The sequence below is a fragment of the Niallia laureatilytica genome, from assembly GCF_046613985.1.
Lineage (GTDB): Bacteria > Bacillota > Bacilli > Bacillales > Cytobacillaceae > Niallia.
The window spans coordinates 234,257-255,146 of sequence record NZ_JBKKHP010000007.1; the positions used below are offsets into that span (position 1 = coordinate 234,257).

25 protein-coding genes are annotated in these 20,890 nt (G+C 34.2%); 19 read left to right on the top strand and 6 right to left on the bottom strand.

Annotated elements, in window-relative coordinates:
- Positions 1-30 precede the first annotated feature (30 nt).
- From ACLIJJ_RS17885 to ACLIJJ_RS17900, 4 genes are all read left to right on the top strand, one after another.
- Entirely contained in the window at positions 31-582 is a 552-nt protein-coding gene (locus tag ACLIJJ_RS17885; protein WP_233314922.1) for a DUF5412 family protein, read from the top strand.
- A gap of 398 nt (positions 583-980) precedes the next feature.
- Positions 981-1,964, top strand: coding sequence for a metal-binding protein ZinT (locus ACLIJJ_RS17890; RefSeq protein WP_411411417.1), 984 nt, complete (start codon positions 981-983; stop codon positions 1,962-1,964).
- Between the two features lie 115 nt (positions 1,965-2,079).
- On the top strand, positions 2,080-3,621 hold the full coding sequence (locus ACLIJJ_RS17895; protein WP_237943114.1) for a metal ABC transporter solute-binding protein, Zn/Mn family: 1,542 nt from the start codon (positions 2,080-2,082) through the stop codon (positions 3,619-3,621).
- Between the two features lie 417 nt (positions 3,622-4,038).
- Complete coding sequence (locus ACLIJJ_RS17900) at positions 4,039-4,209, top strand: hypothetical protein (protein WP_233314925.1); 171 nt, start codon at positions 4,039-4,041, stop codon at positions 4,207-4,209.
- Between the two features lie 55 nt (positions 4,210-4,264).
- On the opposite strand, the gene ACLIJJ_RS17905 is transcribed toward ACLIJJ_RS17900, so the two are convergent.
- The 3 genes from ACLIJJ_RS17905 to ACLIJJ_RS17915 all read right to left on the bottom strand — a co-directional run bounded on the left by ACLIJJ_RS17905 (position 4,265) and on the right by ACLIJJ_RS17915 (position 6,536).
- Positions 4,265-4,735: an MFS transporter gene (locus tag ACLIJJ_RS17905; RefSeq protein ID WP_411411435.1), complete on the bottom strand. Its 471-nt coding sequence runs from the start codon at positions 4,733-4,735 to the stop codon at positions 4,265-4,267.
- Positions 4,698-4,949, bottom strand: a complete 252-nt coding sequence (locus ACLIJJ_RS17910) for a hypothetical protein (RefSeq protein WP_411411418.1) — start codon at positions 4,947-4,949, stop codon at positions 4,698-4,700. The genes ACLIJJ_RS17905 and ACLIJJ_RS17910 overlap by 38 nt, the downstream gene beginning before the upstream one ends.
- Before the next feature lie 249 nt (positions 4,950-5,198).
- Positions 5,199-6,536 (bottom strand): aminotransferase-like domain-containing protein, encoded by a 1,338-nt coding sequence (locus ACLIJJ_RS17915; protein WP_411411436.1) that lies wholly within the window; start codon positions 6,534-6,536, stop codon positions 5,199-5,201.
- Between the two features lie 116 nt (positions 6,537-6,652).
- Here ACLIJJ_RS17915 and ACLIJJ_RS17920 point away from each other — a divergent pair, with 116 nt between their 5' ends.
- The 8 genes from ACLIJJ_RS17920 (at position 6,653) to ACLIJJ_RS17955 (ending at position 12,923) form a co-directional block, all read left to right on the top strand.
- On the top strand, positions 6,653-7,582 hold the full coding sequence (locus tag ACLIJJ_RS17920) for a DMT family transporter (protein ID WP_411411419.1): 930 nt from the start codon (positions 6,653-6,655) through the stop codon (positions 7,580-7,582).
- Between the two features lie 197 nt (positions 7,583-7,779).
- Entirely contained in the window at positions 7,780-8,298 is a 519-nt protein-coding gene (locus tag ACLIJJ_RS17925) for a general stress protein (protein ID WP_233314930.1), read from the top strand.
- A gap of 60 nt (positions 8,299-8,358) precedes the next feature.
- The gene (locus ACLIJJ_RS17930) at positions 8,359-8,916 is read left to right on the top strand and encodes a hypothetical protein (protein WP_411411420.1); all 558 of its coding nucleotides are present in this window, start codon (positions 8,359-8,361) and stop codon (positions 8,914-8,916) included.
- A gap of 565 nt (positions 8,917-9,481) precedes the next feature.
- Positions 9,482-9,763, top strand: a complete 282-nt coding sequence (locus ACLIJJ_RS17935) for a hypothetical protein (protein WP_233314932.1) — start codon at positions 9,482-9,484, stop codon at positions 9,761-9,763.
- 175 nt (positions 9,764-9,938) lie between these two features.
- Positions 9,939-10,688 (top strand): MerR family transcriptional regulator, encoded by a 750-nt coding sequence (locus ACLIJJ_RS17940; protein WP_411411421.1) that lies wholly within the window; start codon positions 9,939-9,941, stop codon positions 10,686-10,688.
- Positions 10,685-11,287 carry a GNAT family N-acetyltransferase gene (locus ACLIJJ_RS17945; RefSeq protein WP_411229663.1) on the top strand — a complete coding sequence of 201 codons (603 nt, stop codon included), beginning with the start codon at positions 10,685-10,687 and terminating at the stop codon, positions 11,285-11,287. The genes ACLIJJ_RS17940 and ACLIJJ_RS17945 overlap by 4 nt, the downstream gene beginning before the upstream one ends.
- Entirely contained in the window at positions 11,271-12,263 is a 993-nt protein-coding gene (locus tag ACLIJJ_RS17950; RefSeq protein ID WP_411411422.1) for an alpha/beta hydrolase family protein, read from the top strand. Before ACLIJJ_RS17945 ends, ACLIJJ_RS17950 begins: the two co-directional genes overlap by 17 nt.
- Before the next feature lie 171 nt (positions 12,264-12,434).
- Positions 12,435-12,923: a pyridoxamine 5'-phosphate oxidase family protein gene (locus ACLIJJ_RS17955; RefSeq protein ID WP_233314936.1), complete on the top strand. Its 489-nt coding sequence runs from the start codon at positions 12,435-12,437 to the stop codon at positions 12,921-12,923.
- Between the two features lie 69 nt (positions 12,924-12,992).
- Here the strand turns inward: ACLIJJ_RS17955 and ACLIJJ_RS17960 are convergent, their stop codons facing one another.
- Complete coding sequence (locus ACLIJJ_RS17960; protein ID WP_411411423.1) at positions 12,993-13,409, bottom strand: hypothetical protein; 417 nt, start codon at positions 13,407-13,409, stop codon at positions 12,993-12,995.
- A 215-nt stretch (positions 13,410-13,624) separates the two neighbouring features.
- Here ACLIJJ_RS17960 and ACLIJJ_RS17965 point away from each other — a divergent pair, with 215 nt between their 5' ends.
- From ACLIJJ_RS17965 to ACLIJJ_RS17980, 4 genes are all read left to right on the top strand, one after another.
- Positions 13,625-14,011 carry a hypothetical protein gene (locus ACLIJJ_RS17965; protein WP_233314938.1) on the top strand — a complete coding sequence of 129 codons (387 nt, stop codon included), beginning with the start codon at positions 13,625-13,627 and terminating at the stop codon, positions 14,009-14,011.
- Positions 14,012-14,063: 52 nt separating this feature from the next.
- Entirely contained in the window at positions 14,064-14,708 is a 645-nt protein-coding gene (locus ACLIJJ_RS17970; protein WP_411411424.1) for an NAD(P)-dependent oxidoreductase, read from the top strand.
- A gap of 589 nt (positions 14,709-15,297) precedes the next feature.
- Positions 15,298-15,504 carry a hypothetical protein gene (locus ACLIJJ_RS17975; RefSeq protein ID WP_233314939.1) on the top strand — a complete coding sequence of 69 codons (207 nt, stop codon included), beginning with the start codon at positions 15,298-15,300 and terminating at the stop codon, positions 15,502-15,504.
- 113 nt (positions 15,505-15,617) lie between these two features.
- Entirely contained in the window at positions 15,618-16,745 is a 1,128-nt protein-coding gene (locus ACLIJJ_RS17980; protein WP_233314940.1) for an SH3 domain-containing protein, read from the top strand.
- Between the two features lie 121 nt (positions 16,746-16,866).
- On the opposite strand, the gene ACLIJJ_RS17985 is transcribed toward ACLIJJ_RS17980, so the two are convergent.
- Complete coding sequence (locus ACLIJJ_RS17985) at positions 16,867-17,739, bottom strand: YitT family protein (protein ID WP_233315622.1); 873 nt, start codon at positions 17,737-17,739, stop codon at positions 16,867-16,869.
- Positions 17,740-17,955: 216 nt separating this feature from the next.
- On the opposite strand from ACLIJJ_RS17985, the gene ACLIJJ_RS17990 reads away from it, so the two are divergent.
- Both ACLIJJ_RS17990 and ACLIJJ_RS17995 read left to right on the top strand, forming a co-directional pair.
- On the top strand, positions 17,956-18,462 hold the full coding sequence (locus ACLIJJ_RS17990) for a CBO0543 family protein (protein WP_411411437.1): 507 nt from the start codon (positions 17,956-17,958) through the stop codon (positions 18,460-18,462).
- A gap of 54 nt (positions 18,463-18,516) precedes the next feature.
- Positions 18,517-18,672, top strand: coding sequence for a hypothetical protein (locus ACLIJJ_RS17995; protein ID WP_233314942.1), 156 nt, complete (start codon positions 18,517-18,519; stop codon positions 18,670-18,672).
- 100 nt (positions 18,673-18,772) lie between these two features.
- Here ACLIJJ_RS17995 and ACLIJJ_RS18000 read toward each other — a convergent pair whose 3' ends face one another.
- Positions 18,773-19,222, bottom strand: a complete 450-nt coding sequence (locus tag ACLIJJ_RS18000; RefSeq protein WP_233314943.1) for an RrF2 family transcriptional regulator — start codon at positions 19,220-19,222, stop codon at positions 18,773-18,775.
- Positions 19,223-19,387: 165 nt separating this feature from the next.
- On the opposite strand from ACLIJJ_RS18000, the gene hmpA reads away from it, so the two are divergent.
- The gene (hmpA, locus tag ACLIJJ_RS18005) at positions 19,388-20,584 is read left to right on the top strand and encodes an NO-inducible flavohemoprotein (protein ID WP_411411425.1); all 1,197 of its coding nucleotides are present in this window, start codon (positions 19,388-19,390) and stop codon (positions 20,582-20,584) included.
- Positions 20,585-20,890 lie beyond the last annotated feature (306 nt).

Genomic DNA, 20,890 nt, shown 5'->3' on the forward strand with positions numbered 1-20,890 from the left:
AGCTATAAAGTAACAGGAGGATCTATATATTTGTTGAATATAATCGGTTTTTTACTATCCATATTGACAATACTCTTGCTAATTGTTTCTTTTATTTATTTAATAATCTACTTTTTGAATAAGAAACATTTTCCCAAAAAGCTACTACTTGTCACTTTGACAAGTTCACTTCTATTTATAGGAGTACTACTATATGGGATTTATTTTTTTTCGTTTGATAATATTAATAAAGATTATACCCAAAAAGGACCTGGACCGTTATCGTCACCCACAGAAAAGTATACAGCTAATGCTTTTTATGAACTATATGGAGGCGCTGCCGGAGGAGTTAATGTATGGATTGAAGTCACTAATAATGAGGAAAATAAAGTGAAAACTATATATTATAGTGATGCAAAATCTACTTTTTCTATGCATTGGAAGGATGAAGATACTTTGTATATTGTAAACAACGATCCTGAATATCCAAATTCAAATAGAAGCATTGAATTAGAAGTTGATAAAGAAATTTATCATGAAAATGGTTTGGCTTGTACTAGTTGGCTCATGAAAGACGAATTTGAGCAATGTTATCAAAATTGACTACACCTAATGAGTATAACGGGTTTTTTCTAATCAAACAGAAGCTAAAAAGCTTAGAAAAACCGACGACTGTAAGTTGTAGTTGAAAAAAGTTTTCATTCCGTACAAAGATGATTTTTTGGGTGTTTATTATATTAAGATATCGTTAGCTCTCTTTCGTTTAAAGGAGAGTTTTTTAATTAGAGCACATAAAAACCAAGTATAAGGTATTTAAATATCAATGAAATAGGACAGCGTGTTAAAGGGTAATATTATATTTAAAAAACGTTATTGTTCTTGTCACTTTCTATTTTTTATTAAATAATTATTAGCAATGCTTGACAGAAGGCTAAGTAAGTGTTAGTTTATAAAACGTAATAATTACGATTTAATTTTACATAAAAATAGGAGGGGAAAAAATGAAAAAGTTATATCTTAGCTTATTTAGCATGTTATTAATTAGTGTACTTTTAGTAGCATGTTCAGGAACAAAAAGTGAGGAAGTAGATGGAGCAGGGGCGAAAGAATCAGAAGTACAGGAAGATGAAGTGAAAAATATAGATGATGCTCCAGAAGATATAAAAATTGAAGGAATTGGAGATCATTATCATACCGGTGATAAGATTGAGTTAACTGCAGTTTTAGATAAAGAAACAGAATCTGGACATTGGCACTGGTATAGTAGAGAAAATGCCAATGAAGAATGGAAAGTAGTTGAAGGGCAAGAGAGCGAAATCTTTACAGCTGAAGCAACGGTTAATGGATTAGAAGTAAAAGCTGCTCTGTTTGACAATGACAACAAACCAAGTGCCCAATCAGCACCAGCTAAAATTGTCATTGATGATCATCATGGAACTGACGAAGAAAGTAAAAGAATATATCAAGGATATTTTGAAGATAGTCAAGTAAAGAACCGTGAATTGTCTGACTGGGAAGGTGACTGGCAATCTGTTTATCCATATCTTTTATCTGGAGATTTAGACGAGGTATTGGAACATAAAGCAGAAAACGGAGATATGACAAAAGAAGAATATAAAGAATATTATACAGTAGGCTATAAAACGGATGTTGACCGCATCCTCATTAAAGACAATGTTGTAACTTTTTTTGAAGGTGACAAGGAGTATTCAGGAAAGTATGAGTCAGACGGATACGAAATTCTTACCTATGAAAAAGGGAATAGAGGAGTGCGTTTCATTTTTAAATTAGCAGACGGAACAGAGGACATGCCTAAATACATTCAATTTAGTGATCATGGTATCTTTCCAGCTGATTCCCATCATTTCCATCTATATTGGGGAGATGACAGTGAGACATTGCTAAAAGAAGTCACTCATTGGCCAACATATTATCCTTCTAATCTAGATGCAGCTGGTATAGTGCGTGATATGTTAGCTCATTAATAAATATCGAAATTATTAAGTTATTAATATACTAAGTTTGAATAAAATTCTAAAATCTAGCTTTTAAATCGTAATTATTACGCTTTATTTGGTTGTTTGGAGGTTTATAACGCAAATGAAAAAAAGTTGGTTAATTTTCATTTTGATGATGTCCACTTTTCTTTTTGGGTGTCAAAATGCAGAAGAAAGCAGTACGAATGATGAGAAGCTTTCTGTTGTAACATCATTTTACCCTATGTATGAATTTGCTCGTCAAGTTGCAGGAGATCGAGCGGATATAAGTTTAATGCTATCAAATGGAGAAGATCCCCATCACTATGAGCCAAGTGCAAAAGATGTCGCTCGTGTCAATGATGCAGACGTTTTTGTATATAGCAGTGAAGAAATGGAGTTTTGGGTAGGAAGCTTATTAAAGACGATTGAGAACGATAAATTAGTGATAGCAAGAACGGCAGATGGTGTTGAATCAGAGCACCATCATGAAGATGAACATGAAGCATCTGATGAAGATGCAGAAGGTATAAAAATTCAAGGTGTTGCAGATCATTATCACACTGGTGATAAGATTGAATTAACAGCAGAATTAGAGGATGATTCAGGTTATGAACATTGGCACTGGTACACAAGAGAAAGTGCTGATAAAGAATGGGTTACTGTCCCGAATCAAGGCGGACCTGAATTTAATTATGAAGCAGCAGGGAAGAGTTTTGAAGTTCGAGCAGTATTGTATGATGATGCTCACAATGAATTTGCCGAGTCTCAACCAGTAGAGATTGTTATTAATGATCATGGACAAGCTCATGGAGACGGTGAAGAAGCTGATCATCACGATAACCATGGAAGTGAAGAAAGTGCTGGACCAATAGAGATTATTGGCTTGGCAGATCACTATCATACAGGCGATGTCGTTACACTTGTTGCTGAGCTGCAAGAAGAAACTGACTATGAACATTGGCATTGGTATACTCGTGGAAGTGCTGATGAAGAATGGGAAGCAGTGTCAGGACAAGGAACTGATCATTTTGAGTACAAAACAACTGGTGAAAGCTTTGAAGTAAAAGCAGTACTTTTTGATGATTCTCATAATACATATGCAGAATCAGAGCCAGTATCTGTTTTAATTGATGACCATGAAAGCCTTGATCCACATATTTGGTTAGATCCATTATTGGCACAAGAGCAAGTAAATATTATTCGTGATGCACTCATTGAAGCAGATCCAGATGGAAAGGACGATTACGAAAAAAATGCAGCAGCTTTTAATAAGGAACTTCAAGCAGTACATGAAGAATACCAGGCTGCGTTCGAAAATGCAGAGAACCGTGTTTTTGTCGTACAACACCAAGCTTTTGGATACATTGCGGAGCGATATAATCTAAAGCAAATCGCAATTGGCGGTTTATCTACAGAAGTGGAACCGAGCGCATCACGTATTGCAGAAATTAGAGACTTAGTGAAAGAAAATGATGTACCAGTTATCTATTATCAACAAGGTGCTAACTCAGCAATTGCAGAAACAGTAGCAGCTGAAACAGGAACAAAGACAGCTAGTCTGTATGATTTAGAGGTTTTATCTAAAGAATTACAAGATAAGAAATTAGGCTATGTAGCAGCGATGCGTGAAAACTTGAAAGCTTTACAGTTAAGTATTAAATAATTATTCAAAAAAGGAATTGCTTTTTCATAAGCAATTCCTTTTTTATTCGCATAATCTGATGAATCAACAGGAATGCCTCTGACGGGATTCGAACCCGCACTCCTTTCGTAAGCATAGGCTAGGGGGAACACGCTTCCCTACGGACTTTCACCGGCTAGGAATTTCACCTGCCTCAGCTATTTCTGCTTTTCGGTGCTTCTGAAACCCTTGCCTTGCGACCCGGTACTAACAATGTTTTCCGGCGCTCTTCCCTTCTATAGCTACAGAGGCGAAAATAAATTATTATTTAAATGTATCATGATTATACCACATTAAAAAGGAATAATATGTAATAACTTTCTTGCTGTTTTTATATCCTTATTTTGATAAAATCGAGTAAAATAGCTCAACTTAAAATGAATAATGGGAAGATATAAAATGAAAAGATATAAAGTGAAAAGATATAAAATGAAAAATAAAAGCAGAATAAGAGAATTTTTAAAAGAGAGCTTTTTCGAGGTAGTAGGTGAAGTGATTTGGAATATCTTAATGTTTATACCTAAAATGATAATCCGCTTAATAGGTCGCTTAATAGATAACATTTGGTGAAGTGGTTAATAAAAAAGCATTAATCAGAAAGAGTTAATGCCTTTTTGTGTTCATTTTACATGTAAATGGAATGCTCATTTAATCTTTTTACTTTAAATGAAAATACTGTAGTAATTAATGCTGCTAATACGGTTATTCCCCCAATCCAACCTAGATTATGAATAGAAGTATACTCAACAACCAAGCCTCCTAATCCTGCTCCTAACGTCATTCCAATATTCATTAGTGCTGTATTAAAACTTAGAACTATTTCAGATGATTCTGGTTTTAAAGTTATTAAATAATATTGATTAGCTGGAGTAGTTATCCAAGCAGATGTGCCCAATACCATAAGGACAATAATAATACCGATTGTTGAAGTTGAATTGGATGTAAATGTAATTAAGATAAATGAGTGAATGATTAAGCTAATGATAATTGTCCGCATCGGCCCCCGTTTATTAACAGCAAATCCTCCAACGCGAGAACCGATAAACGAAGAAACACACCTAGAATAAATAGAAGCTAATTCTTGCTGATGGGATATTTAATAAGTTGTTTAGTAATGGCGCAATATAGGCAATTACCATAGTTTTCCCAAGAATCCAAAATACGGTTGTTAATAGGCCAGTAAATACTTTCGTATCTTTAATAATAGAGAATTGCTGCTTGAAAGACATAGAATTGTTACCAGCTAAAGGAGGAATTAATTTAGATAATAGTAGCAGGCTTATCAGTGTAATAAAAAGATATACCGCCAATTAAAAAAGTTGGCAATTAATGTTCCAATCGGCACCCCTAATACTAATGAAACCGTAAATCCAGTAATAACAGTTACAATCGCACTACCTTTTTTTTCTGGTAGACTAATTTTTGCAGCATATTAAAGGATAGCTATAGTGTTACATTGAACTTTTTCAATGAGTTTATTTTTGAAGAGTTAAAAGGGAGAGGGATATTATAAGACAAATCACACTCAATCCCTTTTTGCTTGCGAAGCAAGGCATTCATTAAAAATAGTTTTGAGGATTTTTTAATGCTCTTGCTATTTTGAGAATTCCCTCTTGAATTCGATTGTTTTCTACATTGGAAACATTCAGCTTCAAAATCCGTTCTTGGTAAAAGCCATCTAAATAATTTCTTTTAACTGAATCTAGTTGTATGCCTTGGTTTTGCAACTGGTAAACTAATGATTTTAAATTCATACGCTTGTCTAAATGAATATGATTATGCATAACAATTTCTGATGATGATTCGTAAGCAGGTAAATAATCTTGTATAGACTGATGCAGAATTTTAGCACGTGTATGATAGATGGTACTGACTTTCGTTTTATTGTGTTCATAAATTCCATTTTTTAAATAGAGATATAATGCGGCTTGTGAAATCATAGAGCTGTCGATATCTGTTGTCATTTTGTATTTTTGAAAGATATTAAGGATTGAGGGAGGTAGAACTGCCAATCCAACTCTTAATCCTGGAAACATAATTTTAGAAAAACTTTTTAAATAAATCACTTTATCATGTAAATTATCTGCAAAAAGAGGGTCATTCTTCGGGTTGAAATCAAAATCTGCTAAATAATCATCTTCTAAAATAAAAACATTATATTTCTCTGCTAATTGTAATATAGCTGCTTTTTCTTTTTTACTGTATGACGAGCCTAAAGGATTATGAAAGCGTGGCATCGTATAAAAGAATTTAATTTCTTTTTTATGAAATAATTGTTCAAGTCGTCCTAAATCAATTCCTTTTGCGGTGCGTTGAATTCCTATGACCGGTAGTTGTAACGTTTTTAGTAAATCCATGTATAAATGGTAGCTAGGTTGCTCTACTAGTATAGTGGAACGATTATTTGGAAAAGGCATCAAACTTAATATAGAAAGAGCCTGCTGAATACCAGAAGTGATGAAAATTTGCTCTTCATGCGTAAAAACTTGGTATGATTCTAACAGTTTTTTTGATGCTGCTATAAGCGGAGGCCAACCGTTGGGTGTTCCGTAGCGAAATAATTCTTCTTGATACGTATCAATAGCTTTATTTATACAGTGTTGAAATTCCTTGTAAGGAAAAGCATGCCAAGTAGGAGCAGAGCTTGCAAAGTCTATTATGTCCGTGGCCGATGGGGTTTTGAAGACATGATTATCTACAACATAATATCCACTTTTCGGTAGTGCATAAATAATATGTTGTGCCTCCAATTTTTTTAAAGCGGTCAAGACCGTGCTTTTACTACAAGAATATTGTTGTGTTAAATCTCGAATGGATGGTAATTTTGCACCGGTTGAAAATTTATTAGACTGAATTTGCATAAGAAGAGATTGATAGATTGATTCATATTTAAGCATCATAAGCCTCCATTGCATCTGTATCGGTACAGATCGGTATTTTTTATATCGTAAAGGTTAGCGTAATCTCTTACGATAATGGTACCGGCCGGATCATCATAAAGGGGGTAATGAAGATGAATGAAAAAAGAAATGCATATATCGCTGCAATCATCTATGCATTCATTATCGGTTTGTCATTTATGTTTGTTAAAGTGACATTATCTGTTGCAACACCGTTAGATACACTTGCACATCGGTTTACTATTGCATGGATTGCTGCCACTGTGTTGTTGTTAAAAAAAGGATTAGATAAAGTCAATGTAACAAAAAAAGATGTACTGCGAATTGCCTTGTTAGCCATCTTATATCCGACACTCTTTTTTAGCTTTCAAGTATTTGGGCTAGTGCATACTTCTTCTTCAGAAGCTGGTATTATTCAAGCAACAATACCAATTTTTACGTTAATTCTTGCAAGTATCATCTTAAAGGAAACAACTACCAGTAGTCAAAAAATAGCAGTTAGTTTATCAGTATTTGGTGTCATATCTATTATGTACATGAACGGGGCAGGAGGTACAAAGGCAAGTCTTGTTGGAACGGGGTTAATCTTGCTTTCAGCACTTACCTCCTCCTTATACAACGTATTTGCTAGACAATTAACACAGCGATATTCATTATTCACGATCACATATATAATGACCTTGTTTGGATTAATCGCTTTTAATGGAGTCGCACTGACAACTCATGTTATAAATGGTACACTCCGTCAATATATGCAACCTTTTGGACATTGGGATTTTGTTCTTGCGATTTTGTATTTAGGTATCTTATCGTCTTTAGGAACCTCCTATCTATCTAACTATGCATTATCTAAAATAGATGCATCAAAAATGAGTGTTTTCAGTAACTTTGCTACACTCATTACTATTGTAGCAGGAGTTATTTTTTTAAAAGAGGAGTTTCATTTATATCACATAGCAGGTTCCATTATGATCATTCTTGGTGTTGTTGGTACAAATTATTTGGGTACAAGTAGAAATTTAAGTGAAAAAACTTCTCGCTAATTGTATGCCTACAATGAGATATATAAATTAGAAACAAATGACGAAAGTTCTGTAGTAGCTAAAAGGGCTAAAAGGAGGAAACTGAAACCTTTTAGCTCTTTTTCCGTAGTATTGAATAAATAAGTCAGTGGAAAGGGAGGCGTTACTAAGAAAATATCAACAATTACGATTGGTAAAAAATTTTATAGGGAGATATTATGAAGAAAACTTTAGAAAAAAGATTGAAATATTTATTTTCTGGGGAATTAACTTCCCTTATAGTTTTCCTTTTTTTAAGTTACCTATTAAATTACGTATATCCTAATTTACACTTATATTCGTTAGGGTCATTTTGGATTTCATTTTTCCTGCTAGAGTTTTTATTATTACAGGGAACAATATATTGGCATCTTAAACTAAAGCAATTAAAAAAACAATATACTCCTAATACAACTATTAATAGTATCCAAAAGTTTAAGTTTTTAAAGAAGCTTAATGGTTTTCTAATTTTTGCTCCTTTTATAGCGTTCGTAACTGATTTGTATTTGTGGAAATCGAACTTACCTGTTGGGGGGGTAAGTATTGCGCTGTTCATATATCTCTTTGCAGTCTTAGAGTATATTAACTATTATTATATTCAACTTTCCTATGATAACATCTCGGATATAAATTATTTATGGAGGACTAAAAAGTTGAAGAGGGCGTGTTTAGATAAAGACTTTAAACGGTTTTATTAACGAGAGAAACCTGCCTGTTCATTTATTGTTTTTCAAATCTACACCAAGGGGAGATAACCTATGGAAATAGAAATTATCCAGAGTATTGAAAAGGAACAAGATTGGGTAATCGTGGATGGGGAATTTGAGCAATTTCATATATCAGGAGATAATGTTGACTATGTGGAAGATACGATAAATCTGATGCAGAAGGCAGCAATTACCTGCTTTAAGTATCCTTTTTATATTCACTTTGAAGGGTATGATGATGGAATAACATCGGTATTAGCAAAGAGAGATAAATTAGAAATATATTATCAAAATACAGGAAGAAAAGTGCATACAATGTCCAATGGTGAATCCTACCATGCGGAGATACCAGCATACTCTGTGACCATTCCGAACTATGAAGCATTACAAACAGCATTTTCAGAATGGTTTCAATTGGCTCAAGATAATAATATGTGGATGATAACACAAGGCTCATGTGTTCATTATAAAAGTAAGTTTGCTTCTACAAATATAAGCCAAGAACCTATCATTTTAATCCCTGGACACGATGCACAAGAGTTGATTTTTATTACAAACCAGCCTTCTTATCAAAAAGAAGACAGCTTGCGTGTAATCTTTGAAGAATAATTGCCAAAATAACAGTCCATTCATAAAGGACTGTTATTTTATTTCATGAAATATCTCTTCTTTATTACTTGAATAAATATGACAACATCTATAGGCTGCTTCACTATGTTATTCTTTGTTTGTTGGATGGATTAAACCATTTCGTGGGCATATTTATTTTTATTATCCTCATCAAGGTCTGAGTTATTTTTTACAGATAACTGTATGTAATAAGGGAATATGTTTGGTAGTAAAAAAAGACTCTTTAATAAAGTTATTCTGAATTAGCTGTAAAAGAATCGACAGAACCAAGAAAAAAAAACGGTCTGTTTGCATTTTCACTCTGCATTATCATTTTTTCTTTATTTAGTCTAATAAAAGAGGACAATATTAATAAGTTAGACGAGGGGGAAATACACGATATAAGGTAACGGTCGCTTATTTGTCAGAAAGTGAGCATGGAAGCATTGTAATTTCTATTTACTGGTTAATTTGAAACTTTTAAGATAGCAAAACGTATATATAATTACCAGATAATATTAATTAATACTATAAATGGAAGTATAGAGAAAGAAGTGAAGATAATATGGCAAAAGATAAATGGAAAGGTTTCGTTGCTTTAGGGATTTTACTAACTGCTATTGGATTTATTCTACTATTTTTCAGTATTAAATTTGGTACATTCACTGCTGAAAATTGGCTTATTAAACAAGGAGGGGCAGACACTCCTACATACCATTTAGTAATGAAAGGCTACATAAATAATTTTTTGACTGCTGGCAGTATACTTTTTGGAATTGGTCTTGTCACAACGCTGGTTGGGTATTTTAAGATGCTTACTTCTTCGTCACTTAATAGAATGAACTAAAATCGGGCGCTTACCCATAGAAATTATGGGTGTGTCTTTTTTTATGTTAGCCAATGGTGTTATAAAGCAATCATTAGGCTGATATTTCTTTATGGCTTGTAAAAAGTAAATGGAAAATGATTGACTGTGTGGTAACCACACGGTTTATGCTGTAAATATGATTGGAGGAATAAGCATGCAGCACTTAACAAGTGGAGAATTAGCTAAATTACTGAATATAACGAAATACGTGGTAAGGCATTATGAGGAACAACAAATAATACAGCCCGCATTTATTGATGTAAATGGCTATCATATGTATGGAGAAGCGGAAGTGTATGCGATGTCACATATTTTGCTGCTAAAGCAATTAGGTTTTTCGTTAAAAGAAATAAAAAACATTGTGGAGAAGAAAACAGATTATACAGAAGTATTATCTAGTGTACTAGTACATTTCGAGAATAAAATTACACGTCTTACTAAGTTAAAGGGGAATGTACAAACCATTCTCGAGCTTAAACAAACTGAAACATACAAGCTGGTCGAAGAGAATAAAGAAGACAGATATTTTGCCTGCTTTGAGGATGAATTTGTAGATGAAGCATACAACCTAAATTTGAAAAAGCTAGCTAAATGGAAAAATGGCAATAGAAATATTGTAGAAGATGTCTCTTATGCAATATTAGAGAATGGAAGTAATGTCAAATTAATGTATAGAACGAGTTTGGAAGAAGCAGATTATGCTTTTCGTGCAGGAACCTACTATTGTAAGAAAATATGTGTAGAACTAGAAGACCAACTTTTAGAAGAGATAGAGTGTTTTTACAAGAATCTCGATCTGATAAATGCCAAATTTGAACATGATTTATTGATACTAGAGGAAGCGAATTTATCAGCATTTTATATCAAAGAGATGGTATATAGTTTAGAGGTTAAGGCGAAATGAAGCGAGGAATTGCTAGTTCTAGAAAGGATATAGAAGAGATAGCGGTTCTATTATTGGAAGGATTTCAGGAAGAATTTCAAGCACTAAACTTGCCAGAAGTCGAGCGGAGTTTTGTTTTGCGTTGTCTAGCAGAGCATATTTTACAGAATCACCGAGATAATTTGCTCATAGTAAGAGATAAGAAAATAGAAGGAATTTTATTTATTAAACCAAAAAAGTGGAAGGGACTAAAATTATTGGGTCGGTTGTTTATACAGTTAAATTTACAAGCATTTTTTAAAACATGTATTTTCCTTGTAGCGTTCGATCATAGAAGCAAAGCTAAAGAAATTCACATTGACTTTATAGCCGTAACTAAATGTAACCGAGGAAAAGGAATTGGTACACAGCTTATTAAATTGGTTAAAAACTTGGTGAAGGGTGATCAGTATGTAACATTATATGTTTCTGCAACTAACGCTGCTGCTAGTAGACTTTATGAAAGACTAGGATTCCAGATAAAGAAAAAAGGAACAAGTTTAATAGGAAGGCAGTATGGAATAGAGAGGTGGAATTTCATGGAGTGGAAAGGGATAAAAAATAATGAAAACGAGGTTTAAATTACTTATTAGCATTGTATTGATAATAATGACAATCGCTGGTTTCCTTTATGAAAATGACTACGCTATGCTGGAGAAAGAGGTGAACATTAAAACAAAGCAAGGAAATTTAGAAGGCTTTCTTGCCATGCCTAAAGAGAAGAATGAAGGAATTGTTATATTTGTTCATGGAGATGGACCGCAAAACGCAACACAGGATGGAGGTTATAAGCCTTTAATGGAACGGTTTGCAAAACAAGGCTATGCATCTGTATCTTGGAATAAACCAGGAATAGGAGATTCAGCAGGGAATTGGTTAGATCAAACAATGGACGATCGAGCGAAGGAAGTAGAAGAAGTAATCGAATGGGCAAAGCAGCAGAAATCTATGAATACAGAGAAAATCATCCTCTGGGGAGCTAGCCAAGCTGGCTGGGTAGTTCCAAAAGTACAGCAAAATCGCACCGATATTACAGCAGCTATTTTAGTGGGTCCTGCCATCAATTGGCTTAGACAAGGAGAGTATTTTACGACCATGGAAATGAAAAGAGCTGGCAAAACGGATGAAGAAATACAGAGTGAACTAGACAAGGATGAACAAGCGTCTAATCTTATTGAATCAGGCGCTTCCTATAAAGAATACATGCAAAAAACGAATGACAACAGCTTATCCGAAGATAGATACACATTTGTGCAAAAGAATATTTCAGCAGATGGGACAGAAGATATTAAGAAAATTAACTCCCCAGTATATTTGATATTAGCTGAAAATGATGAGAATGTGGATTCTAAGGATACAGTGAAGACATACAAAGAATGGTTACCGGAAACGCAATTAACAGTAAAAACGATATTAGGAGTCAAGCATTCTATGTTAAATCCATACTTGCATGATTCAGAATTTTTAATCTATGTAAGTGCCATCTTAGCTCCAAAGGATACACTGATAAGTAAAGTCTATTTGGATTATTGTGAGGAAATAGTTCGTCACATATAAAATAAGGTTTAGATTTTCGTATTAAAAAACTTTGTATAATGCTTGATTTAAGGAAGCATTTCGCAGAGATATTATTAAATAATTCAACTAATCATTATTAAGCAGTCCTCCCTGATTAAAAGTTTTGGAAAAGGGTAATATACCTCTATAAACTTAAATGAGGTGATGGAGATGTCTAACATGATAAAACAAGAAGAGTTGGAAACATTAAGAGAGTTAATTAAAGACATAGACACAGCCATGCTAACGACGGTAACAGAAGAAGGGCTTGTGTCTCGTCCTATGAAAACACAAGAAGTAGAGTTTGATGGTGATTTGTGGTTCTTCACGAAAAAAGAGACGGATAAATATGAAGAAATCTTACATGATCAAGACGTTAATGTTGCTTATGCAGGTAAATCCTATGTTTCTGTTCGCGGAAGAGCGGAAATCGTAGAGGATTTAAATAAGAAAAAGGAATTATGGAGCAAAGCATACGAGCAAATTATGCAAACTTCTTATGATGATCCTAGCGTTGTCTTAATAAAGGTGAAAGCAGAAGCGGCTGAATATTGGGAAACAGGTAATTTCACGAAGAAGATGGCCTTTTTCTATAAACGGATGACAGGGCAAAGCTCTAAATCTACAGATGTTAATGAAACAGTTGAATTGAATCAGTAATAAAATGGGTTGTCTGAATATCAGGCAACCCATTTTATCTTTCTCTTGCTATTAATAATTGCATTTATATTATTTGATTTTGATAGTATCTTTATGAGATTTTCCATCTTTCTCATAAGTAATAATTAATTTGTATACATGTCCCTCAACTAGTTCATCTCCTAATAGAAAGTCAGTAAAGAATGGGTTTGCGGTTGTTACAGAACCATCTTCAGCTCTTCCATAACTAAACTCATCCTGCTCAGCTATTATTTCACCATTATCCATATATTCTAATTTGGACACATTAACTTTTTCGTTATTTAATTGCTTTATTTTACCTTGCCAACCGCTTGGCGCACTTTCATCAAGGTTTTTCTTGTATGTATATTTCCACATACCGTTGTCAGATTTACCAGAAATAGAAATGCTTGAAATGTATGCATATATACCAGAAAAAATAATGAGGAGACTTAAAAATCCAATCAAAAATCTCTTTTTCTTCAACAATTTCTCTCCTTTATGTTTAGTGGGGGCTTTATGTTATTAAAATAGCAAATACATTGTGTCAATCTTGAAACATTAGACGATGATAAATTGGAAAAGTTTCTTTTTATGTATAATTATGGAACTTTTTTATTTTCCGTTCGTATAGAGAATAGATCGCTTTTGTAACGGTTTAATAAAAGAGTATCCTGATTAACCAAAAAGGAGTATCAATTATGGTAAAAAGACTTTCTATGATGTTAGTGATTATGATATTGGCAGTCATTACTTTATTCCTAGCTGCTAAAAATCCGACAGGCCCTAATACTGTTTCATTTGATGAACCGCAAAATTTTTTAACGTCCCTTGGTACACTTATAGTTCTGTTATTACCACCATTGATTTTAGCTTTTTTTAATCATGTTGCTTTAAATATTATTTCTGCAGTTTATCAAGCGTTTATAGTACTGACCTTTTTAGGGGTAGTTATCGTAGGTTTAGTGATTCCCAGTATTTTAATAAGCATTATTGGTGGTTTAGGAACCATTGTTGGAATAATTAGTATTGTTATGACCCTATTTGACCTTGGGAATGGAAGGAATTCAGTGGTAGTAAAAAAATGAGGGCGTGGCAAACTCTGAATAAATGGTATAGTGACTATTTTACTTGAGGTGGATGATGGATAATCTAAATAAGATTGCTATTATTGGAGGATCAGGAAAGGTTGGACGTCGAATTGCTGTTAAAGCGTTAGAAAACGGCTATCAAGTTCGAATGCTTGTTAGAACTCCCAAAAAGTTATCTTTAAATGACGATAGGATAGAAATAGTAGAAGGGGCTGTCCAGAATAGAGAAGATATTCAAAAGCTGCTAAAGGATTGTCAAATAGTAATTAATACTTTTGGGCAACCCCTCAAAGAGAAACCGATTTATAGCAGTGTTACGAAGACAATTATTGAGATAATGGCAGAATTACAAATTGAACGTTATATAGGTGTTACTGGAGGTTCCTTAACTATTTCTAACGATAAAAAAAGTCTTATAAATAGACTTGGTGCAAAGCTGTTTGAAAATTTTTACTCTGATATGATGATAGATAAGAAAAAAGAATGGGATTTTCTTAACAGTAATGAACAGATTGAAAAATGGACTCTAATTAGGCTGCCATTCATCACTGATCAGGAGGATATAGGATACATAAAAGAAAATCTAACAGATTTACCAGGAATAAAAATAACAAATGGAGATATCGCTACTTTTATAATTAACCAAATTGAAGATTCGAAATATATACAAAAAGCACCTTTTATTTCCAATTAATTTTATTTAAAATGGAAGGTTCTGTAATAAAATGAATTAAAGCAGACAGTAATTGTAACTTTGGAGGAGAGATATGAGAATCTTCTTTTCAATCTTATCAATAATATCCACACTGTTAGGATTTCTTATGATTGTATCATTTTCTCAGGATGGAGAAATTGCTGAAACATTATCTTTTGGAACAAAGGGAATGTCATTTATGTACATACTAAACCTTTATAATTTTCTAGGAGTATTGTTTGCATTTCCTGCAGAGAGGAACAAATACAGATTCATATTGTTCACTTTTAGCACCATTATGATCTTGATAAGTCTAAGCCTAACCTTTGTTGGTTTGTATGGATTTCAAGAACCTTAAATTTAAGTAAAATGAAAACAAAACTGGTCATAAACTAATAAGACACGTCGAATATCAATTGGCAAACTGATTCCTTCCTAATTTTCCTACAAAAATAGATAATATAAATAACATTAATTAGCCATCACTACATACGGTATAAATTAGAGTAAGACCAGAAGGAGAATCAGTTACTTTAATGGTGAATTTTAAACGGATTGGTTAAATTATCTCTATTCAAGGAGTGATGACATGAATTTTTTGCATTGGTATGATTGGATACAGCCTACAACACCGTCTGCATCGATTATTTTCGGAATTCTCTTCACTGTGATTGCCGCAGCAACTGTGTGGTTTAATACAAGAAAAAAGAAAAGTACTGGCATTGCCTTTTTAACAGGATTGAGTGTAACGGTTATAGGGGTATATATTTTAGTAGTAACAGGGTTCTATAGCTGAACCCTGTTAAATGTATGTCAACCATTACATTTTGGTGATTTTTATGTGATGGAAACTAGTAATCAGCAAAAAACTGCTACAATATGGTGGTTGTGTAGAAAGGGAGTGATAGGATGAAAAAGTATATTTATATGGTAGTAACCTGCTTTGTGCTAAGTGCAAGTCTTGTTGCAGGTCAAGGGATTTTAGGAATGCCCTCTGCAAAAGCTGCCAGTTCTGTAACATATACAGTAACAGCTGATACACTGAATGTAAGAAGTGGTTCGAGTACAAAGCATAAAGTGATTGGTTCAGTAAAAAAAGGTAGTAAGCTGTCTGTACAAAAGAAGGAATCGAACGGCTGGTATAAGATAACCTTTAAAGGAAAAACAGGTTATGTGAGCGGCACATATGTGAAAGCGGCTTCAGCAAGTACTACAACTTATACGGTAACCGCAGACACTTTGAATGTAAGAAGCGGCTCGAGCACGAAGTATAAAGTGATTGGCTCTGTAAAAAAGGGAACAAAGCTTACAGTTCAGAAGAAGGAATCAAATGGCTGGTATAAAATTGACTTTAAAGGGAAAACAGGCTATGTCAGCGGTACATATGTAAAAGCAGCAACATCATCTAGTGTTTCATCAAGTTCTTCCATTGAGGATACTATAAATAATATGAAGACACTTGGTAAGGCCCAACAGTTGATATTAGTGACATCATCGAATGCTTCTTCTAAAACAGCGACAATACGTACATTTGAGAAGACTAATGGCAAATGGAAACAAGTTCAATCGATGACAGGCGTGCTTGGCAAAAATGGAATGACTGACAAAATGTCAGAAGGCTCTCAAGCTTCACCGACAGGGAAATATACAATTGGGACAGCCTTTGGGAGAGGAGCTAATCCAGGTACGAAATTGCCGTATCGCAAAATTACAAGTGATGATGTTTGGGTAGATGATCCAGCCTCCTCCTTATACAATACTTGGCAAAAGGCTTCTAAAAACAATGGACGCTGGAAAAGTGCCGAAAAGATGAATATTCCTGAATATGATTTAGGATTTGTTATCAATTATAATACGAAAAACCCTGTTGCAGGAAAAGGAAGCGCGATTTTCTTCCATGTTGCAGGCAAGTATGGCTATACAGCCGGCTGCACAGCCACTTCTAAAGCTAATGTAACGACAGTGTTAAAATGGCTGAATCCAGACAAAAACCCTGTAATTATTCAAACGCCAGATTCTGGTCTAGGCAAATACTAGGTTTATTACTGTCTGTCTTAAGTAAAAGGACAAGCCTCACTCTTCGTGAGTGAGGCTTGTCCTTTTATTAGTAAATAGAAAAAAGGCGAGAAAGAATATTTTTCTTTCTCGCCTATGTTGTTTAATGGATATCTTTCTTTTTGAAGTTACCGCCTTTAACTTCTGCTACATCATAAACTGTAACGAAGGCGCCACTGTCAATTTCATAGATGATTTCTTTCATTTTGCTTTCTTCCAGTCTATTGATGACACAAGTGATTTCTTTAAATCTTTCACTAGAATAGGCTCCCTGTACTAGACTGTATGTAGCACTTCTTCCTAGTCTGTCACGGATAGTCTCTACCATCAATTCTGGTTCATTTGTAATGATTTTAAAGGTTTTAGATCCGCTTAAACCTTCTTCGACGATATGGATTACTTTAGAGGCGATAAAGTAGGCGATACCAGAGAGGATTGCTCCTTGTAGACCGAATACGATTGATACAATAGCAAATACAAAAACATTAAGAAATAAAATAAGGTCGCTCGTACCAAAAGGCAATTTTCGTGACAGTAATACTGCAAGCATATCAATTCCATCAAGTGCTCCACCGTTACGCAAAGCAAGACCCATACCAAAACCGATGATGATTCCGCCGACTACAGTAACAAGCAATGTATCTCCATGAATAATCGTATTGATATGGTGCATAAGCACTGTACCTGCAGCCAGTGAGGCGATGCCGATTATGGAAAATATCGCAAAACTCTTACCTATTTGCTTATATCCTAAAAATACAAATGGTAAATTTAAAATAGCAATCAAAATGCCTAGCGGTAAATCTGTCAGTTGGGATATAACAATGCTGATCCCGGTAACTCCACCGTCGGAAACATTGTTTGGAATTAATACTGCTTCAAGTCCATAAGCTGTAATGAACCCGCCAATAATTACTAATAAAATCCGCGATAAAAACTTAACATTATTGGGCTTTTTTTTCGTGATCACACTCATTTCTTTTTCCTCGTTTCTTTCTACACTTTTTTATTTAGCACAATTAATACTACCATAAATTCCGCCTTTTTTCACAAAAGGAAGGTTATTAAGACAAATTCCAAGCATTTTTTACATCATCTTTTCTTAGTATGGAAAGAATAGATGCAAAGGACCTCGGTCATTTGTACTAAAGGGATTTGCTGTTTATATTATTACCTGAAAGGGCTGTGTATGATGCACGTCGCCATCACACTTCTGACTATTATAGCCTCTCTTAAATGGGGAGATTGGAAAAACTGGCGAAAATATCATGCCAGTATGTTTTTTATATCTACAGGTGGTCTGCTTTATGAGTATATCGTGAATGAAAATACACTTTGGAAGTTTCATCCCGATTTTTTATACAGCCACGAGATGATTGTCGTTATTTATGCACTTATAACCATGCCGATTAGTATCTTTCTCTTCTTGTCCCATTTCCCTGAAGGGTGGGTAAAGCGCATAATTTACATAGTAGTCTGGTCTGTAATCTATATAGTGATAGAGTGGATACTATTTTTGACAGGAAGAATATCGTACCAAAACAGCTGGCAATTTGGATATTCCTTTTTGTTTGATCTTATTATGTTCTCTGTCATTGCATTGCATCAGCAAAAACCAGGTCGAGCATATATAATATCTATAATCGTTATCGTTTTTCTTATTCTTTGGTTCGATGTCCCATTTAAAGTGCTAAAATGATTTATATGGAGATATATGTATATAATTAACCAACGATTGAGGGGTATGTTTCTATTGGAAAAAATAATCATGAATAATGATGATTCAAGCAAGGGCTTTTACTTATGTATGCAATTGTTATCACTTATAACATGTAAAAGAGTCAGCTTAATAGAAAGATGGAAGGAACAGTTTGAGAGTTGTGATGTAAGAGACAATGAAAAGATTTAATAAAAGCATGCAGTGTCTTCAAAAGCAGTATAAACAATGAAGACGTAAGGATAAAGAGGTAAACCTCAAACGCAGTAGTTTGAGGTTTTTTTGTACTCATTTATTTATTAGAAAATGGATCTCCAATTAAGGCATTAAGTTCGTCATCATTATGAAGGAAATCTTCTAGCGTATAGCTGTTAAGAACGGACAAGAATGCCTGAAGCGCCTCATTTAGAGCATGCTTTAGCTTACAGGAAGGGGTTAGGATGCAGTAATTTCTTCCTTCAGTGAAGCAGTTGACAATATGGAAATCTTCTTCTGTTGCTGTTACTACTTTCCCGATATTGATCTCATTAGGTTTCATAGCGAGTTTTAATCCGCCATTTCGCCCTCTGATTGTTTCAATATAGCCAAGTTTTCCTAAGTGATGAATGATTTTCATTAGATGGTTCTTAGAAATATTATATGTATCGGCAATTTCTTGAATAGTACTTAATTGACCGTCCTTTTTTAATCCTAAATATACTAACACGCGTAAAGAATAATCCGTATAATTTGTTAATCTCATTAGAAAACCTCCATTGAAGCTCTCTTTATTATAGCACCTAACCGCTTAATGTGTAATTGTGACAAATTTATGAAAGATGTATTCAAAATATATCTTTTGTAATTAAGTTAAGTATAATGGAAACATGTAGAACAAATACATGTTTAAATGATGGGGGAAATAATCATGTTAAATGAAAAAACAATTGAAATTATTAAGAGTACTGTGCCTGTATTAGAATTGCATGGAACAGAGATAACAACTCGCTTTTACAAAACACTATTTACTAATCATCCAGAACTGTTGAATATCTTTAATCATGCTAATCAAAGAGAGGGTAAGCAGCAAACGGCTCTCGCTAACGCTGTTTATGCAGCAGCGGTTCATATTGATAAGTTAGGTGCGATTATTCCGGTTGTTAAACAAATTGCGCAAAAACATAGAGCGCTAGGTGTATTGCCAGAACATTATCCAATTGTTGGGGAAACGTTATTACAAGCTATCAAGGATGTATTGGGCGATGCCGCAACAGATGAGATTATCGGTGCATGGGCAGAGGCTTATGGTGTTATTGCAGATGCCTTTATCGGTATTGAACAAGATATGTACAGAGAAGCAAAAGAACAAACAGGCGGCTGGGAAGGCTTCCGAAACTTTGTCGTTACAAAGAAAGTAGCAGAAAGTGATGTAATAACATCCTTCTATTTAGAAGCAGAAGACGGACAGGAAATTGCATCATTCCTACCAGGTCAATACTTAACAGTAAGAGTGCATCCAGAAGGAGAAGAATATTCACATATTCGCCACTACAGCTTATCTGATGCGTCAGGCAAGTCTTACTATCGTATAAGTGTGAAGCGAGAAGAACATGGGGTAGTTTCCAATTACCTTCATAATGAGATCCAAGCAGGTTCTGCCTTAGAAATAAGTGCACCAGCTGGGGAATTTGTTCTTGACCAAAAGGAAACTCCAGTTGTACTAATCAGTGGCGGTGTCGGCATTACCCCAATGATCAGTATGCTTAACACAATTGTCAAAGAGCAGCCAGAGCGAGAAGTAGTATTTGTTCACGGTGCATTGAACAGCTCTGTTCATGCAATGAAACAAGAATTGCAACAGCTAACTGACAAGCATACTAATATAAGAAGTTATGTTGCATACTCTTCACCAACAGAAAAAGATATAGAGGCTAAGGTATTTGATAAAGAAGGCTATATGGATCTTGAATGGCTGCAGTCAATTGTTCCAAGTAAGGATGCGGATTTCTATTTCTGCGGACCAACTGCATTTATGAAACTAATAAACGCTCATTTAAAAGAATTGCATGTGCCAGCGGCGAATATTCATTTTGAATTTTTTGGTCCAGCAAGCAATTTGGAATAGTTGAATAGGGAGGAGCGGGCAAATGTCCGCTTCTTTTTCATCTATTCTAAAAATCAATCTTCGTTTTCATTAGTTTTTTTGGTGCAAAGGGTGCTTTTTTTTAAAACATATTTCGTTTAAAATAAAAAAACCGTCTTAAAAACAGGGCGGTTTTCCTTGATATGACGGCATTTTGCAAAAATGAGCCTATTTTTTTAAAAAAGTTTTAAAAAAGTGTTGACGTTAACTTGAATAGAGTTATATAATACTACTTGTCGCTGATACAACAAACGAAATAAACGCTGAATCAGCAAGGAAGAAATATAA